The 15,046-nt window shown below is 67.4% G+C and carries 22 protein-coding genes; 7 read left to right on the top strand and 15 right to left on the bottom strand.

From position 1 onward, the window contains the following. Positions 1–1,425: an MFS transporter gene (locus tag AB0H50_RS16685; protein WP_357452699.1), complete on the bottom strand. Its 1,425-nt coding sequence runs from the start codon at positions 1,423–1,425 to the stop codon at positions 1–3. Positions 1,426–1,500: 75 nt separating this feature from the next. Here AB0H50_RS16685 and AB0H50_RS16680 point away from each other — a divergent pair, with 75 nt between their 5' ends. After that, positions 1,501–1,983 (top strand): MarR family winged helix-turn-helix transcriptional regulator, encoded by a 483-nt coding sequence (locus AB0H50_RS16680; RefSeq protein WP_357452696.1) that lies wholly within the window; start codon positions 1,501–1,503, stop codon positions 1,981–1,983. Positions 1,984–2,043: 60 nt separating this feature from the next. Further along, a complete protein-coding gene (locus AB0H50_RS16675) occupies positions 2,044–2,385 on the top strand; it encodes a hypothetical protein (protein ID WP_357452693.1) in 342 nt (113 codons plus the stop codon). 3 nt (positions 2,386–2,388) lie between these two features. On the opposite strand, the gene AB0H50_RS16670 is transcribed toward AB0H50_RS16675, so the two are convergent. Continuing rightward, positions 2,389–3,204: an AraC family transcriptional regulator gene (locus AB0H50_RS16670; protein ID WP_357452690.1), complete on the bottom strand. Its 816-nt coding sequence runs from the start codon at positions 3,202–3,204 to the stop codon at positions 2,389–2,391. A gap of 61 nt (positions 3,205–3,265) precedes the next feature. Between AB0H50_RS16670 and AB0H50_RS16665 the strand changes: the two genes are divergently transcribed. After that, positions 3,266–4,042 (top strand): DMT family transporter, encoded by a 777-nt coding sequence (locus tag AB0H50_RS16665; RefSeq protein WP_357452687.1) that lies wholly within the window; start codon positions 3,266–3,268, stop codon positions 4,040–4,042. Continuing rightward, positions 3,936–4,304, top strand: coding sequence for a DMT family transporter (locus AB0H50_RS16660; protein ID WP_357452684.1), 369 nt, complete (start codon positions 3,936–3,938; stop codon positions 4,302–4,304). The genes AB0H50_RS16665 and AB0H50_RS16660 overlap by 107 nt, the downstream gene beginning before the upstream one ends. On the opposite strand, the gene AB0H50_RS16655 is transcribed toward AB0H50_RS16660, so the two are convergent. Further along, positions 4,269–4,862: an XRE family transcriptional regulator gene (locus AB0H50_RS16655; protein WP_357452681.1), complete on the bottom strand. Its 594-nt coding sequence runs from the start codon at positions 4,860–4,862 to the stop codon at positions 4,269–4,271. The two genes, AB0H50_RS16660 and AB0H50_RS16655, sit on opposite strands and share 36 nt — an antisense overlap. A 77-nt stretch (positions 4,863–4,939) precedes the next feature. On the opposite strand from AB0H50_RS16655, the gene AB0H50_RS16650 reads away from it, so the two are divergent. Both AB0H50_RS16650 and AB0H50_RS16645 read left to right on the top strand, forming a co-directional pair. Beyond that, entirely contained in the window at positions 4,940–5,950 is a 1,011-nt protein-coding gene (locus AB0H50_RS16650; protein WP_357452678.1) for an NAD(P)/FAD-dependent oxidoreductase, read from the top strand. Positions 5,951–5,966: 16 nt separating this feature from the next. Then, positions 5,967–6,584, top strand: coding sequence for a class I SAM-dependent methyltransferase (locus AB0H50_RS16645; RefSeq protein WP_357452675.1), 618 nt, complete (start codon positions 5,967–5,969; stop codon positions 6,582–6,584). A 71-nt stretch (positions 6,585–6,655) separates the two neighbouring features. On the opposite strand, the gene AB0H50_RS16640 is transcribed toward AB0H50_RS16645, so the two are convergent. From AB0H50_RS16640 to AB0H50_RS16585, 12 genes are all read right to left on the bottom strand, one after another. Continuing rightward, a complete protein-coding gene (locus AB0H50_RS16640) occupies positions 6,656–7,264 on the bottom strand; it encodes a hypothetical protein (RefSeq protein WP_357452672.1) in 609 nt (202 codons plus the stop codon). 257 nt (positions 7,265–7,521) lie between these two features. Beyond that, positions 7,522–7,893, bottom strand: coding sequence for a hypothetical protein (locus AB0H50_RS16635; protein ID WP_357452669.1), 372 nt, complete (start codon positions 7,891–7,893; stop codon positions 7,522–7,524). Position 7,894: 1 nt separating this feature from the next. Continuing rightward, positions 7,895–8,374, bottom strand: a complete 480-nt coding sequence (locus AB0H50_RS16630; protein WP_357452666.1) for a roadblock/LC7 domain-containing protein — start codon at positions 8,372–8,374, stop codon at positions 7,895–7,897. After that, positions 8,371–9,306 carry a hypothetical protein gene (locus tag AB0H50_RS16625; RefSeq protein WP_357452663.1) on the bottom strand — a complete coding sequence of 312 codons (936 nt, stop codon included), beginning with the start codon at positions 9,304–9,306 and terminating at the stop codon, positions 8,371–8,373. The genes AB0H50_RS16630 and AB0H50_RS16625 overlap by 4 nt, the downstream gene beginning before the upstream one ends. After that, positions 9,296–9,688, bottom strand: coding sequence for a hypothetical protein (locus AB0H50_RS16620; RefSeq protein WP_357452661.1), 393 nt, complete (start codon positions 9,686–9,688; stop codon positions 9,296–9,298). Before AB0H50_RS16620 ends, AB0H50_RS16625 begins: the two co-directional genes overlap by 11 nt. A 571-nt stretch (positions 9,689–10,259) precedes the next feature. Then, positions 10,260–10,529: a Txe/YoeB family addiction module toxin gene (locus tag AB0H50_RS16615; RefSeq protein WP_357452658.1), complete on the bottom strand. Its 270-nt coding sequence runs from the start codon at positions 10,527–10,529 to the stop codon at positions 10,260–10,262. Continuing rightward, positions 10,522–10,809 (bottom strand): type II toxin-antitoxin system Phd/YefM family antitoxin, encoded by a 288-nt coding sequence (locus AB0H50_RS16610; protein ID WP_357452655.1) that lies wholly within the window; start codon positions 10,807–10,809, stop codon positions 10,522–10,524. The genes AB0H50_RS16615 and AB0H50_RS16610 overlap by 8 nt, the downstream gene beginning before the upstream one ends. Positions 10,810–10,893: 84 nt before the next feature. Further along, complete coding sequence (locus tag AB0H50_RS16605) at positions 10,894–11,034, bottom strand: hypothetical protein (RefSeq protein WP_357453440.1); 141 nt, start codon at positions 11,032–11,034, stop codon at positions 10,894–10,896. Between the two features lie 58 nt (positions 11,035–11,092). Then, positions 11,093–11,836 carry an SDR family oxidoreductase gene (locus AB0H50_RS16600; RefSeq protein ID WP_357452652.1) on the bottom strand — a complete coding sequence of 248 codons (744 nt, stop codon included), beginning with the start codon at positions 11,834–11,836 and terminating at the stop codon, positions 11,093–11,095. A 147-nt stretch (positions 11,837–11,983) separates the two neighbouring features. Then, a complete protein-coding gene (locus AB0H50_RS16595; RefSeq protein WP_068060305.1) occupies positions 11,984–12,166 on the bottom strand; it encodes a DUF6011 domain-containing protein in 183 nt (60 codons plus the stop codon). A 359-nt stretch (positions 12,167–12,525) separates the two neighbouring features. Next, complete coding sequence (locus AB0H50_RS16590; protein ID WP_357452650.1) at positions 12,526–13,089, bottom strand: ester cyclase; 564 nt, start codon at positions 13,087–13,089, stop codon at positions 12,526–12,528. 11 nt (positions 13,090–13,100) lie between these two features. Beyond that, entirely contained in the window at positions 13,101–14,201 is a 1,101-nt protein-coding gene (locus AB0H50_RS16585; protein ID WP_357452648.1) for a hypothetical protein, read from the bottom strand. A 94-nt stretch (positions 14,202–14,295) separates the two neighbouring features. Between AB0H50_RS16585 and AB0H50_RS16580 the strand changes: the two genes are divergently transcribed. Beyond that, positions 14,296–14,991 (top strand): TetR family transcriptional regulator, encoded by a 696-nt coding sequence (locus AB0H50_RS16580; protein WP_357452645.1) that lies wholly within the window; start codon positions 14,296–14,298, stop codon positions 14,989–14,991. The last annotated feature ends 55 nt before the right edge of the window (positions 14,992–15,046 follow it).

The raw sequence follows: 15,046 nt of genomic DNA, 5'->3' as shown, positions 1-15,046 counted from the left end.
TCAGTCCTTCTTGCCCATCGGAATGCACGCGGTCAGCGCGATGGCCACGATCGCGGCCGCCATCGCGATGAAGAACGTGGTGTGGAAGCCGTCGCGGGAAGGCAGCAGGTGCGCGCCGAGCGAGATCGTCATGTGCGCGAGCACCACGCTCATCACCGCGGAAGAGGTGGAGGTGCCGATCGAGCGCATGAGCGAGTTGAGCCCGTTGGCGGCGGCCGTCTCCGTGATCGGCACGGCGCCCATGATCAGTGCGGGCATCGCCGCGTAGGCCAGACCGACGCCGCCCGCCACGATCACGGCCGCGAGCATGATTTCCCAGACGCTGTTCATCAACAGCACCGCGCACAGGTAACCGACGCCGATCACCGCCGATCCGAGCATCAGCGTCAGCTTGGGACCGCGCGCCGCCGACAGCCGCGCCGAGACGGGCGAGAGCGCCATCATCACCAAACCGGTTGGCGCGAGGGCCAATCCGGCGCTCACCATGGACAGCCCGAAACCGTAGCCGGTCTCCTCCGGCGCCATCAGCAGCTGCGGGAAGGTCAATGACATGCCGTACAGCGAGAAGCCGACGGCGATCGAGGCCATGTTGGTGAACAAGACCCGCGGCCGCGCCGAGACCCGCAGGTCGACCAGCGGTGCGCGCTGCCGCAATTCGAAGAAGCCCCAGCCGAGGAAGACCACCAGTGAGACACCGAACAGCGAGAGGATCGAGGCGCTGGACCAACCCCAGTCCGCGCCCTTGGTGATCGCCACGAGCAGCGCCAACAGGGCGATCGAAAGTCCAACGGCCCCACCGAAATCGAAACGAGCCGGGGTGCGCACCGGCGATTCCGGCACGAAGAGGAAGACCAGCGCCGCGCAGACAACGCCGAGCGCCGCCGAGCTCCAGAACAGCACGTGCCAGTCCGCGTTCTGCGCGATCGCCGCGGCCACCGGCAGGCCGACCGCGCCGCCGACGCCCAGCGTCGCGCTCATGATCGCCATGGCCGAACCGACCCGCTCGGCAGGCAGTTCGTCGCGCATGATGCTGATGCCCAACGGAATCGCGCCGACGGCGGCGCCTTGCAGCGAGCGACCGACGATCTCCGGCAGCAGCGAGGAGAAGCTCGCGCAGACCACCGAACCGGCGATGAGGGCGAGCAGATTCGCGAACTGCACGCGGCGCTTGCCGAACATGTCGCCGAGGCGACCGCTGATCGGCGTGAACACCGCGCCCGCCAGCAAGGTCGATGTGATCACCCAGGACGCGTTCGACGCGGAGGTGCCGAGCAGCGTTGGCAGCGTGGGAATGATCGGGATGACCAGCGTCTGCATCAGCGAGACCACGACGCCGACCATGCCGAGCGTCGCGATGAGCAAGGCGGGAGTCGGGCGGCGCCGGGTCTCGGCGTCCGTGACGGCTGAGGACGCGGCAAGGGACATGAATGTGCACGCTACACATCCTGTGTATGCTGCACAATTTGCTATAAAAGTGATCCGCGCGACATAGTGTCTGCCATGTCAGACCGGGAACCCGCCGACCACGCAGCGCTCACGCGCCTCGTCTTCGAGCTCACGCTGCTCTCCCGGCACTTCCCCGCCTCGGTGCTGCGCCGCCCCGGCTTTCAGCTGGACCGCTCGGCCTTCCTGCTCCTCACCAGGCTCGAAATGGACTACCCGCTCAGCCTGCGCGAACTCGCCGACGCCTTCCGCCTCGACGTCTCCACCATCAACAGGCAGGTCGGCGCGATGCTGAAACAAGGCCTGGTGGAACGGGTTCCGGACCCCGAGGGCGGCATCGCCCGCAAGATACGGGCCAGTGCCAAGGGGCTGGATCTGCTCGCCGCCGACCGCGCCCAGAGCCACGACGGCATCGGGGCCGTGGTCGCCGAATGGTCCGAGCAGGACATCGAGCAGCTCGGCGTGCTCGTCGCCCGCTTCAACGAATCCATCGAACACATCGAGCACAATCCGTGGCCGCGCCCGCCAGCAGCACGCTGACTCGCGACCGACTTCGCCGAATCCGCTGCGCGGCGCCGCGGGGCCGTTAAGCTCCCGACGATGGGAGAACTTCGGCATTCCCGGCGCCACCGCACGGTCCGCCCGAGTTGGTTCGCCTGGGACAACTACCTGATCGGCGTCGTCGGACTCGCCTTCGCCGTAGCTTTCGGCACGGCGGCCGCGATACTCGCCCAAGCCGGGCACCATCCGCCCGCCCTCGCGGTCGCGGCGTTCGCGGTGCTGTTCGCCACGCCGGCCGCGGTGCAGGCGATCGGCGAACTGTTCGCGGGGCTGGTGCTGGTCGGCATGCTGCTCGGTTCGATCGTGCTGCTGCCCGCGCTGCTGGTGAGCCCGACCATGCGCCGCTGGGCGAAGCGACGCTGGGCGCGCGCGACGGCCTGACGGTCAGCCCGCGCGCGAATACACGCCCGGCGTGATGCCGTAGCAGCGGCGGAACCAGCGGGTCAGGTGCGCTTGATCGGCGAAGCCCGCCGCCACCGCCGCCTCGGCGACCGGACGGCCCGCCGCGATCAACCGTCGCGCCGCCCGCAGACGCAGGATGCGCTGGTAATCACTCGGCGCCAGACCGTAATTCGCGCGGAAGGCCCGGTAGAGTGCGAAGCGGCTGGCGCCCGTGCAGGTGACGAGATCGTCCATCGACAGCGTCTCCAGGTAGCGCTCGTCCAGCACATCGCGCACGCGGCGCGCGATCGCGCTGTGGCCGCCGCCGATCACCGTTCTTTCGCGCGGGGTGCGAGCGCCGCGCTGTACCAGCGCCGCGACCGTGGCGGATAGTGCCTCGTCCCTTGCCAATTCGGTGGCGTGCGAGGTCAGGCTCGCGTACAGCCTGCCGAGCGCGCCCGCCAGCAGCGGGTCATGCAGCACGGGTTCGGCGAAAAGCGGCAGGCCCGCCGGGCGACCCGCACGGTCGGACAGCAGATCGGTGATCAGCTCTGTGCCTATGTGCACGATCCGGTAGGTGAAGCCCGCCTCGGTGGCGCTGTGCCCGTCGTGCGGCTCGTCCGGGTTGAACGCCATCACCATGCCCGCCGCGCTTACCCTGGCCGCGCCCCGGCAGTCGAAACTCTGCGCACCGAAATCGGTGAGCCCGAACGAGTACGTCTCGTGGGCGTGCAAGTGATAGACGTGCCGCTCGAAGTGAGCGCGCATCACCTCCACCGGGCGATCCGGCATCCGCCGATACTCGACCCACTCGCTCACCGCTCTATTCCACCGCACCAGCGTTCAATACCTCATGGCGGGCCAGGCCGAGTATCGAAGCGTGCGTATCCGTTTGCTGTTGATCCTGGTCATGGCCCTCTGGGGCAGCGCGTTCGCCTCGTCCAAGGCGGCCGTCGGCGATGTCCCGCACGAGGTGGCGGGCTTCCTGCGCTTCCTCATCGGCGCCCTCGTCCTGCTCGTGGTGCTGCGCGCGCCGAGGCTGCCCGCCGCCGAAGTGCCGCGCGTGGCCGGCGTCGGCATGTTCGGCGTGTTCGGCTACAACGCGCTGTTCTTTCTGGCCCTCTCCCTGGCCCCCGCGGCGGACGGCAGCGTGATCGTGCCGATGGCCGCCCCGGTCTGCACGGTCGCGGCGGGCGTCCTGCTCGGGCGCGTGCGATTGTCCGGTGCGCGAATGCTCGGGCTGGCGCTCGCCGCCGCCGCCGGCGGCGTCGTGTTCTTCCTCGGCATTCCCGACACCGGCGACACCCGCCTGCTCGGCGACCTCCTCTTCCTCGGCGCCGCAGCCTGCTGGTCGGCCTACACCCTGCTCGGCGCGCCGCTACTGAGCCGGTTGCCCGCCGCCACCGTCACCGTCTACGCGACCGCCGCGGGCGCCACCGCCCTCGGACTGCTCGCCGCCCCCGCGTTCGCCGACGTCCGCTGGTCCGCGCTCGGCCTCGAATTTTGGCTCAACCAGGCATATCTCGGCGCGCTGGACCGCGCTCGCCTACGTGCTGTACTACCACGCGGTCGGCCGGGTCGGCCCCACCACGGCGACGTCCGCCATGTTCCTCGTCCCGGCCTTCGGGCTGACGTGCGCGTGGGCGTTCCTCGGTGAATCCATCGCGCCTCTGCAAGGGATCGGAGCGGGATTGATGTTCGTCGGCGCTTGGATGAATACGCGTCCGGCGTTGGATGATTCGGATCCGATGCCCGCAGATCCCACTCCGTCGACGACGGATTCCGCACTGCCGGCGATCGAACCCGATGACGCGCTGATCGAAACAGCCTGCACCACAGCTAATTTGGGCACTCATCCCGCCGACCTGGGCCACAGCCGAGGGTTACTCTTCGCGTTTCGATTTCGGACGGGCGCGTAGGTGGGCACGCTCGCCCTGTTTGCCGAAGAGGCTGAGGAATTCGACAGGTTCTCGGTCGGCGGCGCCGAACCAGTGGGGTATGTGGGTGTCGAATTCGGCTGCTTCGCCGGGAACGAGCACCAGATCGTGCTCGCCGATGACGGCGCGGAGGCGTCCGTTCAGCACATAGAGCCATTCGTAGCCCTCGTGGGTCTGGAGGCGAGGTTCCGCGCCGGGGTCGGCGGGCTGGAGGACGATCTTGTACGCCTGGATGCCGCCGGCGCGACGGGTCAGTGGAACCATGGTCATGCCGTTCCGGGTGACCGGCCGCAAGTGGACACGCGGATCACCGGTGGGCGGTGCGTCGACGAGTTCGTCCAGCGTGACGCCGTGCGCCCTGGCGAGGGGCAGCAGGAGCTCGAGCGTCGGGCGGCGCTCGCCGGACTCCAGCCGGGAGAGGGTGCTCACGGAGATCCCGGTGGTCGCCGACAGTTCGGTCAGCGTGGTTTCGCGCTGCCGCCGCAGGGCACGTAGTCGGGGACCGACCGCGTCGAGCGCTTGGTCGAGGTCGTCGTCCATTTGACCAGTTTGCCAGATTGGCAAAGAAAGTTGCCGTTCCCGGCGATGGGCTCGCATAGTCGTCGCAGGAGGTGGTCATGGTGACCGATCAGCGGAGAGACAGCTATGACGTGGTGGTGATCGGCGGCGGCGCCGCGGGGTTGAGCGGCGCGCTGATGCTCGGCCGATCGCGCCGCTCGGTGCTGGTGATCGATGCGGGCGCGCCGCGCAACGCTCCGGCCGAGGGCGTGCACGGCCTGCTGGCCAGGGAGGGAACGCCGCCCGCCGAATTGCTGGAACGCGGCCGCGCAGAGGTCCGCGGGTACGGCGTTCGGCTCACGTCCGGCGAAGTGCGTGGCGCGAGCCGCGACGGTGACGGTGACGGTTTCGTCGTGGCCCTGGCCGACGGCCGGACCGTCGGAGCCCGCAGGCTGCTGGTCGCCACCGGCTTGGCCGACGAGCTGCCCGACATTCCCGGCCTGCGCGAACGCTGGGGCCGGGACGTGGTGCACTGCCCGTACTGCCACGGCTGGGAGGTGCGCGACCGGCCCATCGGCGTGCTCGCCACGGGTCCGATGTCGGTGCACCAAGCGCTGTTGTTCCGGCAGCTGAGCGCCGACGTCACGTTCTTCGCCGGCACCACGCCACCGACGCTCGAGGAGGCAGTGCAGCTGGCGGCTCGCGGCGTCAGGCTGGTCGAGGGCGAGGTCGCGGGACTGGAGATCGCCGACGATCGGATCACCGGCGTCCGCCTGAGCGACGGGACCGTGATCGAACGCGAGATCGTCGCGGTCGGGTCGCGCATGGTGGCGCGGGCGGACTTCCTCGCGACGCTCGGGCTGCGCCCCACCGAACATCCGATGGGCGAATTCATCGACGCCGATCCGACCGGCCGCACCGCGGTCCCCGGCGTGTGGGCGGCGGGGAACGTCACCGACCTGGCCGCCCAAGTCGGCACGGCCGCCGCCGCGGGCGCCACCGCCGGAGGACACATCAATGCCGACCTGGTCGCCGAGGACACCCGGAACGCCGTCGCCGCCTATCCGTTCTCACCCGATACCGAAGCCCGCCTGTGCGCGGCGGCGGACGACGGCCGCCACGGCCTCTGAACACGAAAGGATCATCGTGTCCGAACAACTCGACCACGCCTTCTGGGAAACCCGCTATCGAGCCCATTCGACCACCCGGCACCCGCAACCCAATCCACACCTCACGGTGGAGGCGGCGAACCTGACCCCGGGCCGCGCGCTGGACGCGGGTTGCGGCGAAGGCGCGGAAGCCGTTTGGCTCGCCGCACACGGCTGGCGGGTGACCGGGGTGGATTTCGCCACCGCCGCCCTGGATCGGGCCCGCGAGCTGGCCGACCTCCGCGGTCCGGAGATCGCGGGCCGAATCGATTGGCTGGCAGCGGATCTGACGGAGTGGACGCCAGAAGAGAACGGCTACGACCTCGTCTGCTCGCATTACGCCCACCCCGTCACGGGAGCCGAAACATTGCTTCGCCGACTGGCTCCCGCCGTCGCCCCCGGCGGCACACTTCTCCTCGTCGGCCACCATCCGTCGGACGCGCATTCCGCCGCGCACGCGTCCGGCGTGCACGTCACCGCCGAGGATCTGGCGGCAGCGCTGCAACCCGACCGCTGGGAAATCACGGTGGCGGAGAACAGATCTCGGATGATGACGCACGGCAGTCACCAGATCGAGCTTCGCGACACCGTCCTGGTGGCAAGGAGACATCGCTGAGATCCTGCGTACCAGTCAGACCACAGCGGGGTCATCGACGATCGGACCGGTGCTCCGCGGTCAATGGCCGTCTACTTCCGTGCCGAAACCAGCATCGGCTCGTGTAGGTCGAAGTACGTGACTTCACCCATGAGCCTGCTCTCTTCCTCGAACAGCGGCCGCAAATCGTCGGGAAGCTCCATCTTCTCGTGTTCGCGGGCCTCGGCTTCGGACCTGAAGTACACCGTCTCGACGTACCCGTCGGCGCCGTAGGTCGCCAACGTGCCGCCGAGAATGTCCGGACGCGCTTCGCGCAAACGATCGTCGGTCAGCGCTTGCAGTTCCCGCATGCGGCGGGCATCGGTCGTGTGGCCCTCCATGACCTGCACGAAGCCCGCCTCGTCGGAGCCGCCGCCCATCCACTGCGTCACCTCAGGGCAGTCCATGAAGGTGACCGGCCCGTCGAAGCACTGTTCCGTCTCGGCCCACCAGGCGCCCTGCTCTGGTCGCGCGCTGTTACGGCGCGCCGCATCCTCGGATTCGAAACGGGCAAGCGCGATGAACGTGCCGTCGTCGCACAGTCCGTACGTCGTGCCGAGATATCCGACGGCGCCCGGCTCGAGTTCAGCCGTCCACCGATCCATGCACCGGTTCAGCCGGTCGGCGTCGGATACTTTGCCTTGAATCACTTGGATGAACATCTGGTCCTCCTCGTGTGGAGCGATCGCTCGAGAATCTCGCGGTGCCGACGCGTCGCGGTCCACCGAGCGTGAGACGTCGCACGGCCCACCGACGCCGCCGCCGCATAGTCAATCGTTCGCCGCTCACCGGACCCACGCAAGTGCGATCAGGGCCGCCTTCGCGCTCTCCGCCCCGACCGCACAGTCGGCTGACAACCGTGCGACAGCCTTCATCGGCGCCTGCTCGGGTGCACTCCGCCGGCGTTCCTCCCGGCCGATCAGACCTCCAATTCCTCTTCGATGCCCCTGAGGTGGTGCCGGGCCAGCGCGAGGTTGGACCGGCCACGGTCCAAGGCGAGGTAGAGGAAGAGCCCTTTGGATTTTCGGCCGGTCATCGGCCTGATGATGTGGTACTGGCTGGAGAGCGTGATGAGGATGTCCTCGATGTCTTCTTTGAGGCCGAGCTGTTCCATGGTGCGCAGTTTGGCGCGCACCACCTCGGTGTTGCCTGCCGCGGCGATCTGGAGGTCCAAAGCCTTTGAGCTGCCGAGCATTCCCAGGGCCATACCGCTGTTGTAATCGACGACGGCGGCGCCGATCGCACCGTCGATCACCATCATGTCCTTCAGTGCCAGATCGAGATTCGACATTTCATTCCTTTCGATGGGTGTGCGTTGCCCGGTCCCTGCCGGGCTTGTGCGTCATCGCCGCCAGATGGTCGACGATCGCGCGGGCCACCGGGCGCGACTCCAGATGGAGCCGGCCGACGTTCACTTCGGGTCCGGCCAGTACGGTCAGCGAGGCCCAGCCCGCGGTGTAGATCACCACGTGCCCCTCGGTGCCGCGCACAACGACCTCGTGGAAGCCGCCGCCGTTGGCGGTTGCGGTCAGCCGGTACGACAGCGCGAGATGCGAAGCCGACAGCGCTGCCATTCCGTCGGGTTCGATGTGCGCGGGCAGGTCGTGCGCGATCAGTAGCCCGTCGCCGGATGCGACCAGCGCGCCGGTCAGCTGTGGCACCCGATCCCGCAGCATTTTCAGTTCCGCCAGCACCGCCGCGTTCGGTTCGGGTCCGGACATCGCCACCTTGGTCAACCTTCCCATCCAGAGCAATTTCTTTCGCGCGGTCACGCAAGCTCCTCCAACGCCGCCCGCAGGCGAACCAGCACGTCGCGGTCAACGGGCTCCCACGGTTCCGCGGACGGCGGCGGGGCCGTGCGCACCCGACGGCGTAGCGGTGGGACGGTGGGCTCTCCCGGCGCCGACGGCGGCACGGTCCCCGCCTCGGCGCACGCCGCCGGCTCGGTGACGCGGGGCCCGGTCAGCTTGGAGTGCTTGCCGTTTCGCGACTCGATTCGTGCGGGAGCCCCGTCTTCTCGCGGTCCGCTGTGGGGAGCGAAGCCCCACGGGGCGGCGTGGCGACCGGGCTCGACGACCATCGAGGCGGGCGGCTTGATCAAGCCCGCCGCGGTCAATTCCCGCACCGCCTCCAGACAGCCGTACGTGGTGCGGCCCAGGTCACGGGCGATACCGGTGATGCTGCGCTGGGTATCCACCGCAGCGAGCACCTCCGCCTGGCTCGCCGTGAGCACCACGTGGCGTCGCCGGACGCGGCGTACCGGCACCACCGCGACGCGGTCCACCAGCTCAGCGGGCCACGGCCCGGACTCGGGATCGCCGCGCCGCTCGCATTCCTGCACCAGCGCACGCGGCGTGATGTGGCAGACCGAGGCCAGCCAGTGCGGCGGCGCGGGCCGGAACTCGGGAACTGCGGAGGAAGCGAGCAAGAAGTATGCCGCATCGAAAACAGATAGCAGCGCAAGGGTTTCCAGCCGCGGCCGCGCCAGCACCTGTCCTGGATCCCCCGCGCCGGCCCGCTGCCAATCCTCCGCTGTCGCCACGCCCGCCTCCACCACCAGCCGGTCCAGCCCGGTCGTTCTACGACAATCGGCGGAGGCGATCACTCCGCCGGTGAGATGAAATGCGCCATCACCGGCGCGTAAGACACCCGTACTCCCTTCCTTTTCCAACCGCCGCAGTTCGACGGCGAGCTCAACGCCCATAACCGTCCTCGGCGAATTCCGCGAGAATCGCCCGAAGCTGAAATCGCGCCATCGCCAGATTTCCGGTGTCGACGTCGCACATCACGTGCACGAAAATCCGGCCGTCGAAGTCGCCGTCCACCAGATTCAGCAAGTGAAATCCGCGGGATCCGCACACGATGATCTCGGTGAGATCGTCCCCTTCCCGACCGGTCGTCAGCGCCGAGCAGCCGAGCACTGTACGAACCACATCCGTTGTGGCCGCAGCATCTTCGTGCTGATCGACCAGATCGTGCTCCCCGGCCGCCGCGATCGCAAGACCACTCGCCCCGTCCACCATAGTCACGCTGCACGCACCTGGAATGTCCATGATGCGTTTCAAGCAGCCCTCGATTCCGATCACCGTGCCACCGCTTGTCTGTGAGGGTTTTAGCGAGTCCCGACGCTACACACGGCCCGGGAGATCTGTACAGCTATCGACGGGAAATTTCTCAGCACACAACACATTTCCCCCGGATACGCGAAAAGAATACCCTCCGGTATTTCAAACCTACCGGTAGTTAAGGGACTTTAGTCATTTCGCGTTGCGTAATTAGGTTGCCCACAATGCGGAAGGCTCGCGGTGCAGGGTTCGTTTCGCGCCTGTGTCTTCGAGCAGCTACCACTGCGCACTGCACCGCGCGAACACGTTGCCACCGAGCATCTTTGGACTTCAGAAGGCGAGCTGAGCCCAGCGGGGAGGTGTCCAGAACTCGCCGCGATGACGGCAGGCGGACCGTGAAGCGGTGCAGGACAGAGAAATCCGCCCAGGCGCAGATGCAGCCGACATCGTTGTGCCACAGAAACATTCGTAATTCGAACTACAAGGAATCCAGCCCCATCGATCGCATGGAGCGACCGCCCGTGCGCTAGCCGCACACCGAAGCCCTCGATCATGGGCTCAGCTCGAACCCATCTTCGGACGACGTTCGAAGTCAGTCGTCGTAGTGCCCACCCACAGCGATCACGACCAGTTCGCTGTCGGTGACGTAGTAGACAAGTCGATGCTCGCGAGTGATCCGCCGAGACCAATGACCGGCGAGCTGATGCTTCAGCGGCTCGGGCTTGCCAATACCGGCAAACGGGTCGGACAGCGCGGCGTTGATCACCTTGTTCGCCGCTTTCAAGATGGTGCGATCGCGGGCCAGCCAGGACGTGCAGGTTTCCCACCCGTAAGCGGTGAACGCCAGCTTACGGTCAGGCATCGGGATCAATCAGCTCGCGAACCTCCACATCGCCACGCCGCGCCTCCTGCGCCGACTCGAGCAGTCGGACACCGCCGTGCGTGGCGAGCACGTAGAGCGTCTCCTGAATCGAATTCCAATCCGATTCGGCGACCAACACGGCGTTCTGACCGCTCTTGGTGACGACCGTGACAGTGTCATGGTCGTCGTTGACCTGCTGCACCAGCTTGAACAGGTTCTGACGTGCGGTGGAGATCGGTAGCGCGGTCATCTGAAGCCCCTTGATCGATACGTACAACATATCGTACAGGATGGAGCCTACCAGCCTCCATCTGCCCGCACGGAGCGCCCGCATCTGCACATTGCAATCTCTCCCGCCGAACCCTCATCCGCCGATTCCGCGACGAGACCGGCACCTCGTAGTGTGCGCGTCCGTCTTCGGCCGTTTGCCGAGCATGAGCACGTCCACGCGACGCTCGGCCAGGTCGCCAGCCGCATGCAGGCCTGCGCCGCCGGTGCCGATCACGAGTACCGACGGCACGATCTGACGTTCGGCCGAATGGACCAACGATGTTTCCCCAGGGTCATTGGCGGGCCAGCCACTCCGACAACCGGGTCGGGGCGACCTGCACGCCCTCGCCGGGCAGCAGACTCTGCTGCTCCAGCACCGCGCCGAAGTACGGCGCCTGCGGATCGGTGATCACCTCGCGCGGATCGGAACGCGCCGTCAGCACCGTGCGAATCCACTGGTCGAGGCCGAATACCTCGGGCCCTGCGACCTCGACGGCGCCGTTCACCGGCGTGCCCGCGGCGGTGCGCCCGACGGCGGCCGCCACATCGTCGGCGGCCATCGGCTGCACACCGGCGCCGGACAGCCGCACTGTGCCGTCGGTGGTCGCGGAGTCGGCGATGCTGCCCGCGAACTCGAAGAACTGCGTCGCGTGCACGAGCGAGTACGGCAGACCCGATCCCTTGATCAGCTCCTCCTGCGCCACTTTCGCCCGGAAGTACCCGGACTCCGGCAACCGCTCCGTACCGACCACCGACAGGGCGACGTAGTGGCCGACACCTGCCGCCTCGGCGGCGGCGAGCAGGTTCGTGGTGGAGGTCCGGAAGAACTTCATGACGTCGTCGTCGGCGAACGACGGCGAATTGGAGACATCGACCAGTACCTCAGCCCCTTGCAGTACCTCCTTCAGCCCTGCACCGGTGAGCGTGTTCACCCCGGTGCTGGGCGCGGCCGGAACCGCTTCATGGCCGTACTCCCCCAGACGAGCGACAAGTTTCGAGCCGATCAGCCCGGTACCGCCAATGACGACGATCTTCATGCTCATTCCTTCCGTTCGAGTGTTGATCCGGGGGCCTGCGAGGTCCTCCTTTACCGAGTAACAGGACGGTAGGACACGCCCCGAGTACCCGCGGTGGCCCGCCAATCACCGCCGGTAGTCAGCCTGGCGGCGTCATTGGCCCGCGTCTCAGGCCACGATGTCGAACAGCGTCAGCTCCCGCGCCGCGGCGGCGCGCTGTTCGGCGCGCTCACGGATAGCACACGTCGGCCCGATCCCCTGCGCGACCGATTCCGCCGACACCAACCAGCCGTGACAACGGCGGCAATGCGCCACCAGCCTGATCTCGGGACGGTCATCGATCTCGGCCATCTCGCACTCCTTCGGCCGCAGTAATCTCCCCACCCAGAGAGTGACAGAGGGGACCGACATCTTCCGACGATCTCGCCTGGATCGAGACCGACTGCGGCGCACGGCATCCGGCAATGCGGAGCTCAGGACAGCGCTCGACGGACGCAACGAGGACACATGCTCGTCCGCCGAGTGGTTTTCGGCATCTCCTGTCCCGCAGGGTTCACTATTCCTGCGTGGCGGTGTCGAGTTGCCGCGCTCGGTGAAGAAGCACCGGATCGTGAGCGACGACTCGTTCCATGGCGGAATCCTTTGCCGCCGACGAGTGCGCGCATGGTCACGTTTCTTCTCCTACGGTGGGTCGGTGTCGTCGACGGCGGTCAGTCGCCGAGGTCGGGTGGCGTGGTGGCCAGCAGGCGCGGGTCCGGTTCCGCCCCTGCCATGGCGAGGGCTCCGGCGACGGCGCGGCCGAGTTTGAGCAGGTCGCGCGGATCGCGCTTGTCGAGCCCGCCCACCAGCTGTTTGAGGATGGTGAGCTGGTCGAAGTAGATCCGCTCGGTCACGAGGTTCTCGTGCTCGTCGAAGACGAAGTAGGCCGTCATCCTGGTGCGGTGCCGGGAGCCGGTCGGAGGGATCTTGCCGAGCGGGCCGAGATGCGTTCCGAGCAACCAGAATTCGACGATGACCGCGTCGTGGCTGTGCCGGAACGCGATGAGCTCGTGATCCTGATCGGGGAAGGCGACGCGGGTGTCGTGGTAGTAGTCGCGCACTTCGCTGTTCCCGTCGTGCACGCGCATCTGCGCGATCAGCTCGTAGTGCGGGTGCGGGAACGTCGACAGGGTGGCGTCCCAGTCCTGACTGACCTCGTCACGGAAGTGGTCGAGCACCAACTTCTCTCGTGCGCGCAGGACGTCTTCGGGCGGCAGGGTGAATCGTTCCGACATGGAAGTGCTCCTCAAAGACTCGGGCCGTGGGTGATCCGCCCGTGGCTGAATGTGGGCCGGGTGCCCGGGTTGGTCCATGCGCCGGTGAGCTCGCTGGAGGGGAAGAACTGCAGGAATCGCGGGTCGGTCTGGCTGGGATCGGCCAGCGTCTTCTCGACGATGATCGAGTTGTACTGTTCGGCGGTCGTCTCGATCGTGTTGGCGTTGAGCACGACCTCCTGTTGCCACCGAGCCGCCCACGCCGCCAGGCCGGGCAACCGGGAGTGCTCGGGAGTCAGCGCCTCGGCGGCGATCACGTTCTCGCTGCTGACCCAGATGCCGGTCGAGGTGTTGAGCACCAGGCTCTGGTTGCCGAATACGTGCCCGGGCGTCTTGACGACAGCGACGCCCGGTCCGAGCACAATCGATCCCTCGATGGGCAGGAACGCCTCGGCGGGTACGTCACGGTAGGCTGCGGGCTGGTACCACGGCCGCTGTAGCGGATGCAGTTCGGCCATCGCGGCCAGCTCGTCACGCTGGACGATCACCTTCGCGTTCGGGAAGATCGCCCGCGGCGTGGACGCGAGATCGTCCTGATAGACCGTCGTGCCGACCCACCTGCGCAAATCCTGAGTGTGCAGGTGGTCGAACATCAGGTAGTCGACTTCCTCCGGCGCGATCCCCAACCGCGCGAGATGACCGAGCACCGTGCCGTGCTCGCGAACGACCTGCCGCTCGAGCACTCGCGGCGTCCGTTCCGACAGGTTGGCGAAATACGGTGTGTACCTGCCCAATTCGACATCCGATGGCTCGAACAGCAGCGTCCGGCGGCGCTGCGCGGAATCGTGCCAGCGGATCACCAGCATGCGGTTGGTGATCGACAGGAACGGCGCGATCGCCCGCGAAGCCCGGAACAGACCGAACCGTGTCGGGTACGGCAGCGTCACCAGGTCACATGTCGTGACGCTGTCCGGCGTGCCGGTGCTCGGGAACTCGCGGCGGAACGAGCGCGCCCGTTCCCGGACTATTCGCAACCGGGCGCCGGGACTGTCCTTCGTGGCGTCGAAGGCATCGATACGGTCCCCCACTGTCGGCAGGTCGTCGACCGTTGTCGGACCCCAGGGAAAGCGCATTCGCATCTCCAATATCCACAGTGTGGGTTTAATGTGATGACGAACTTATACCCACGACGTGGATTTAATCAAGGGGGTGCGGAAAGATGACGGTATGGCCACCCCCGCCCCCACCGCCCGCCGCGGTCGACCGCCGAAAGGCGCGGCCCAGCTCACCCGCGCCGGAATCGTCGAGGCGACCCTCGAAGTCATCGGCGTCGACGGGGTGGGCGGCGTCGGGATACGAGCCGTCGCACGCGTGCTCGGAGTCGACCCGAAAAGCCTGTACAACCACGTCGACGGCAAAGACGGCCTGCTCGACGCCGTCGCCGAGCACCTCCTCGGCTCGATCGCACTACCGCCCGTCACGGGCGACCTGTGCGGCGATCTGCGCGCCATCGCCGACGCATTCCGCGACCGCGCCTTGCTACACCCGGAAGCCGCAGCGCTGGTGCTCACCCGGCAACTGGCTTCGTTCGAGGGCTTGGCGCCGATTCAGCGGGTCTTGGAGATCCTGCGTGCCGCAGGTTGCGCCCCACAGGAAGCCGTCCACCTGATGCGCACCTTGCTCGCCACTCTCATCGGCACCCTGCTTCGCGAAGTCAACGCGGGCCCCACCTACGGCACCAGCGACACCGCGGGCATCGCCGACCGCCAAGCCGTCCTCGAGCGCTCGGGACTACCCGCCGTCGCCGAGGCCGCTCCCTACCTGGCGCGGTTCGACAGCCAGGCCGAGTACGAGTACGCGATGAACCTCGCCCTCGACGCGGCTGTCGCACGTATCGAAAAATCATCGCGGATTTCGCAGTAGCAACCGAGGCGATCGCGACACCTGTCGAACATCCACATGTCGCGGGCCGCGTGTT

The organism is Nocardia sp. NPDC050793 (assembly GCF_040654065.1).
Taxonomy (GTDB): domain Bacteria; phylum Actinomycetota; class Actinomycetes; order Mycobacteriales; family Mycobacteriaceae; genus Nocardia.
Note: the sequence above shows the minus strand (reverse complement) of the source record. Positions and strands in the feature narration are given on the sequence as shown.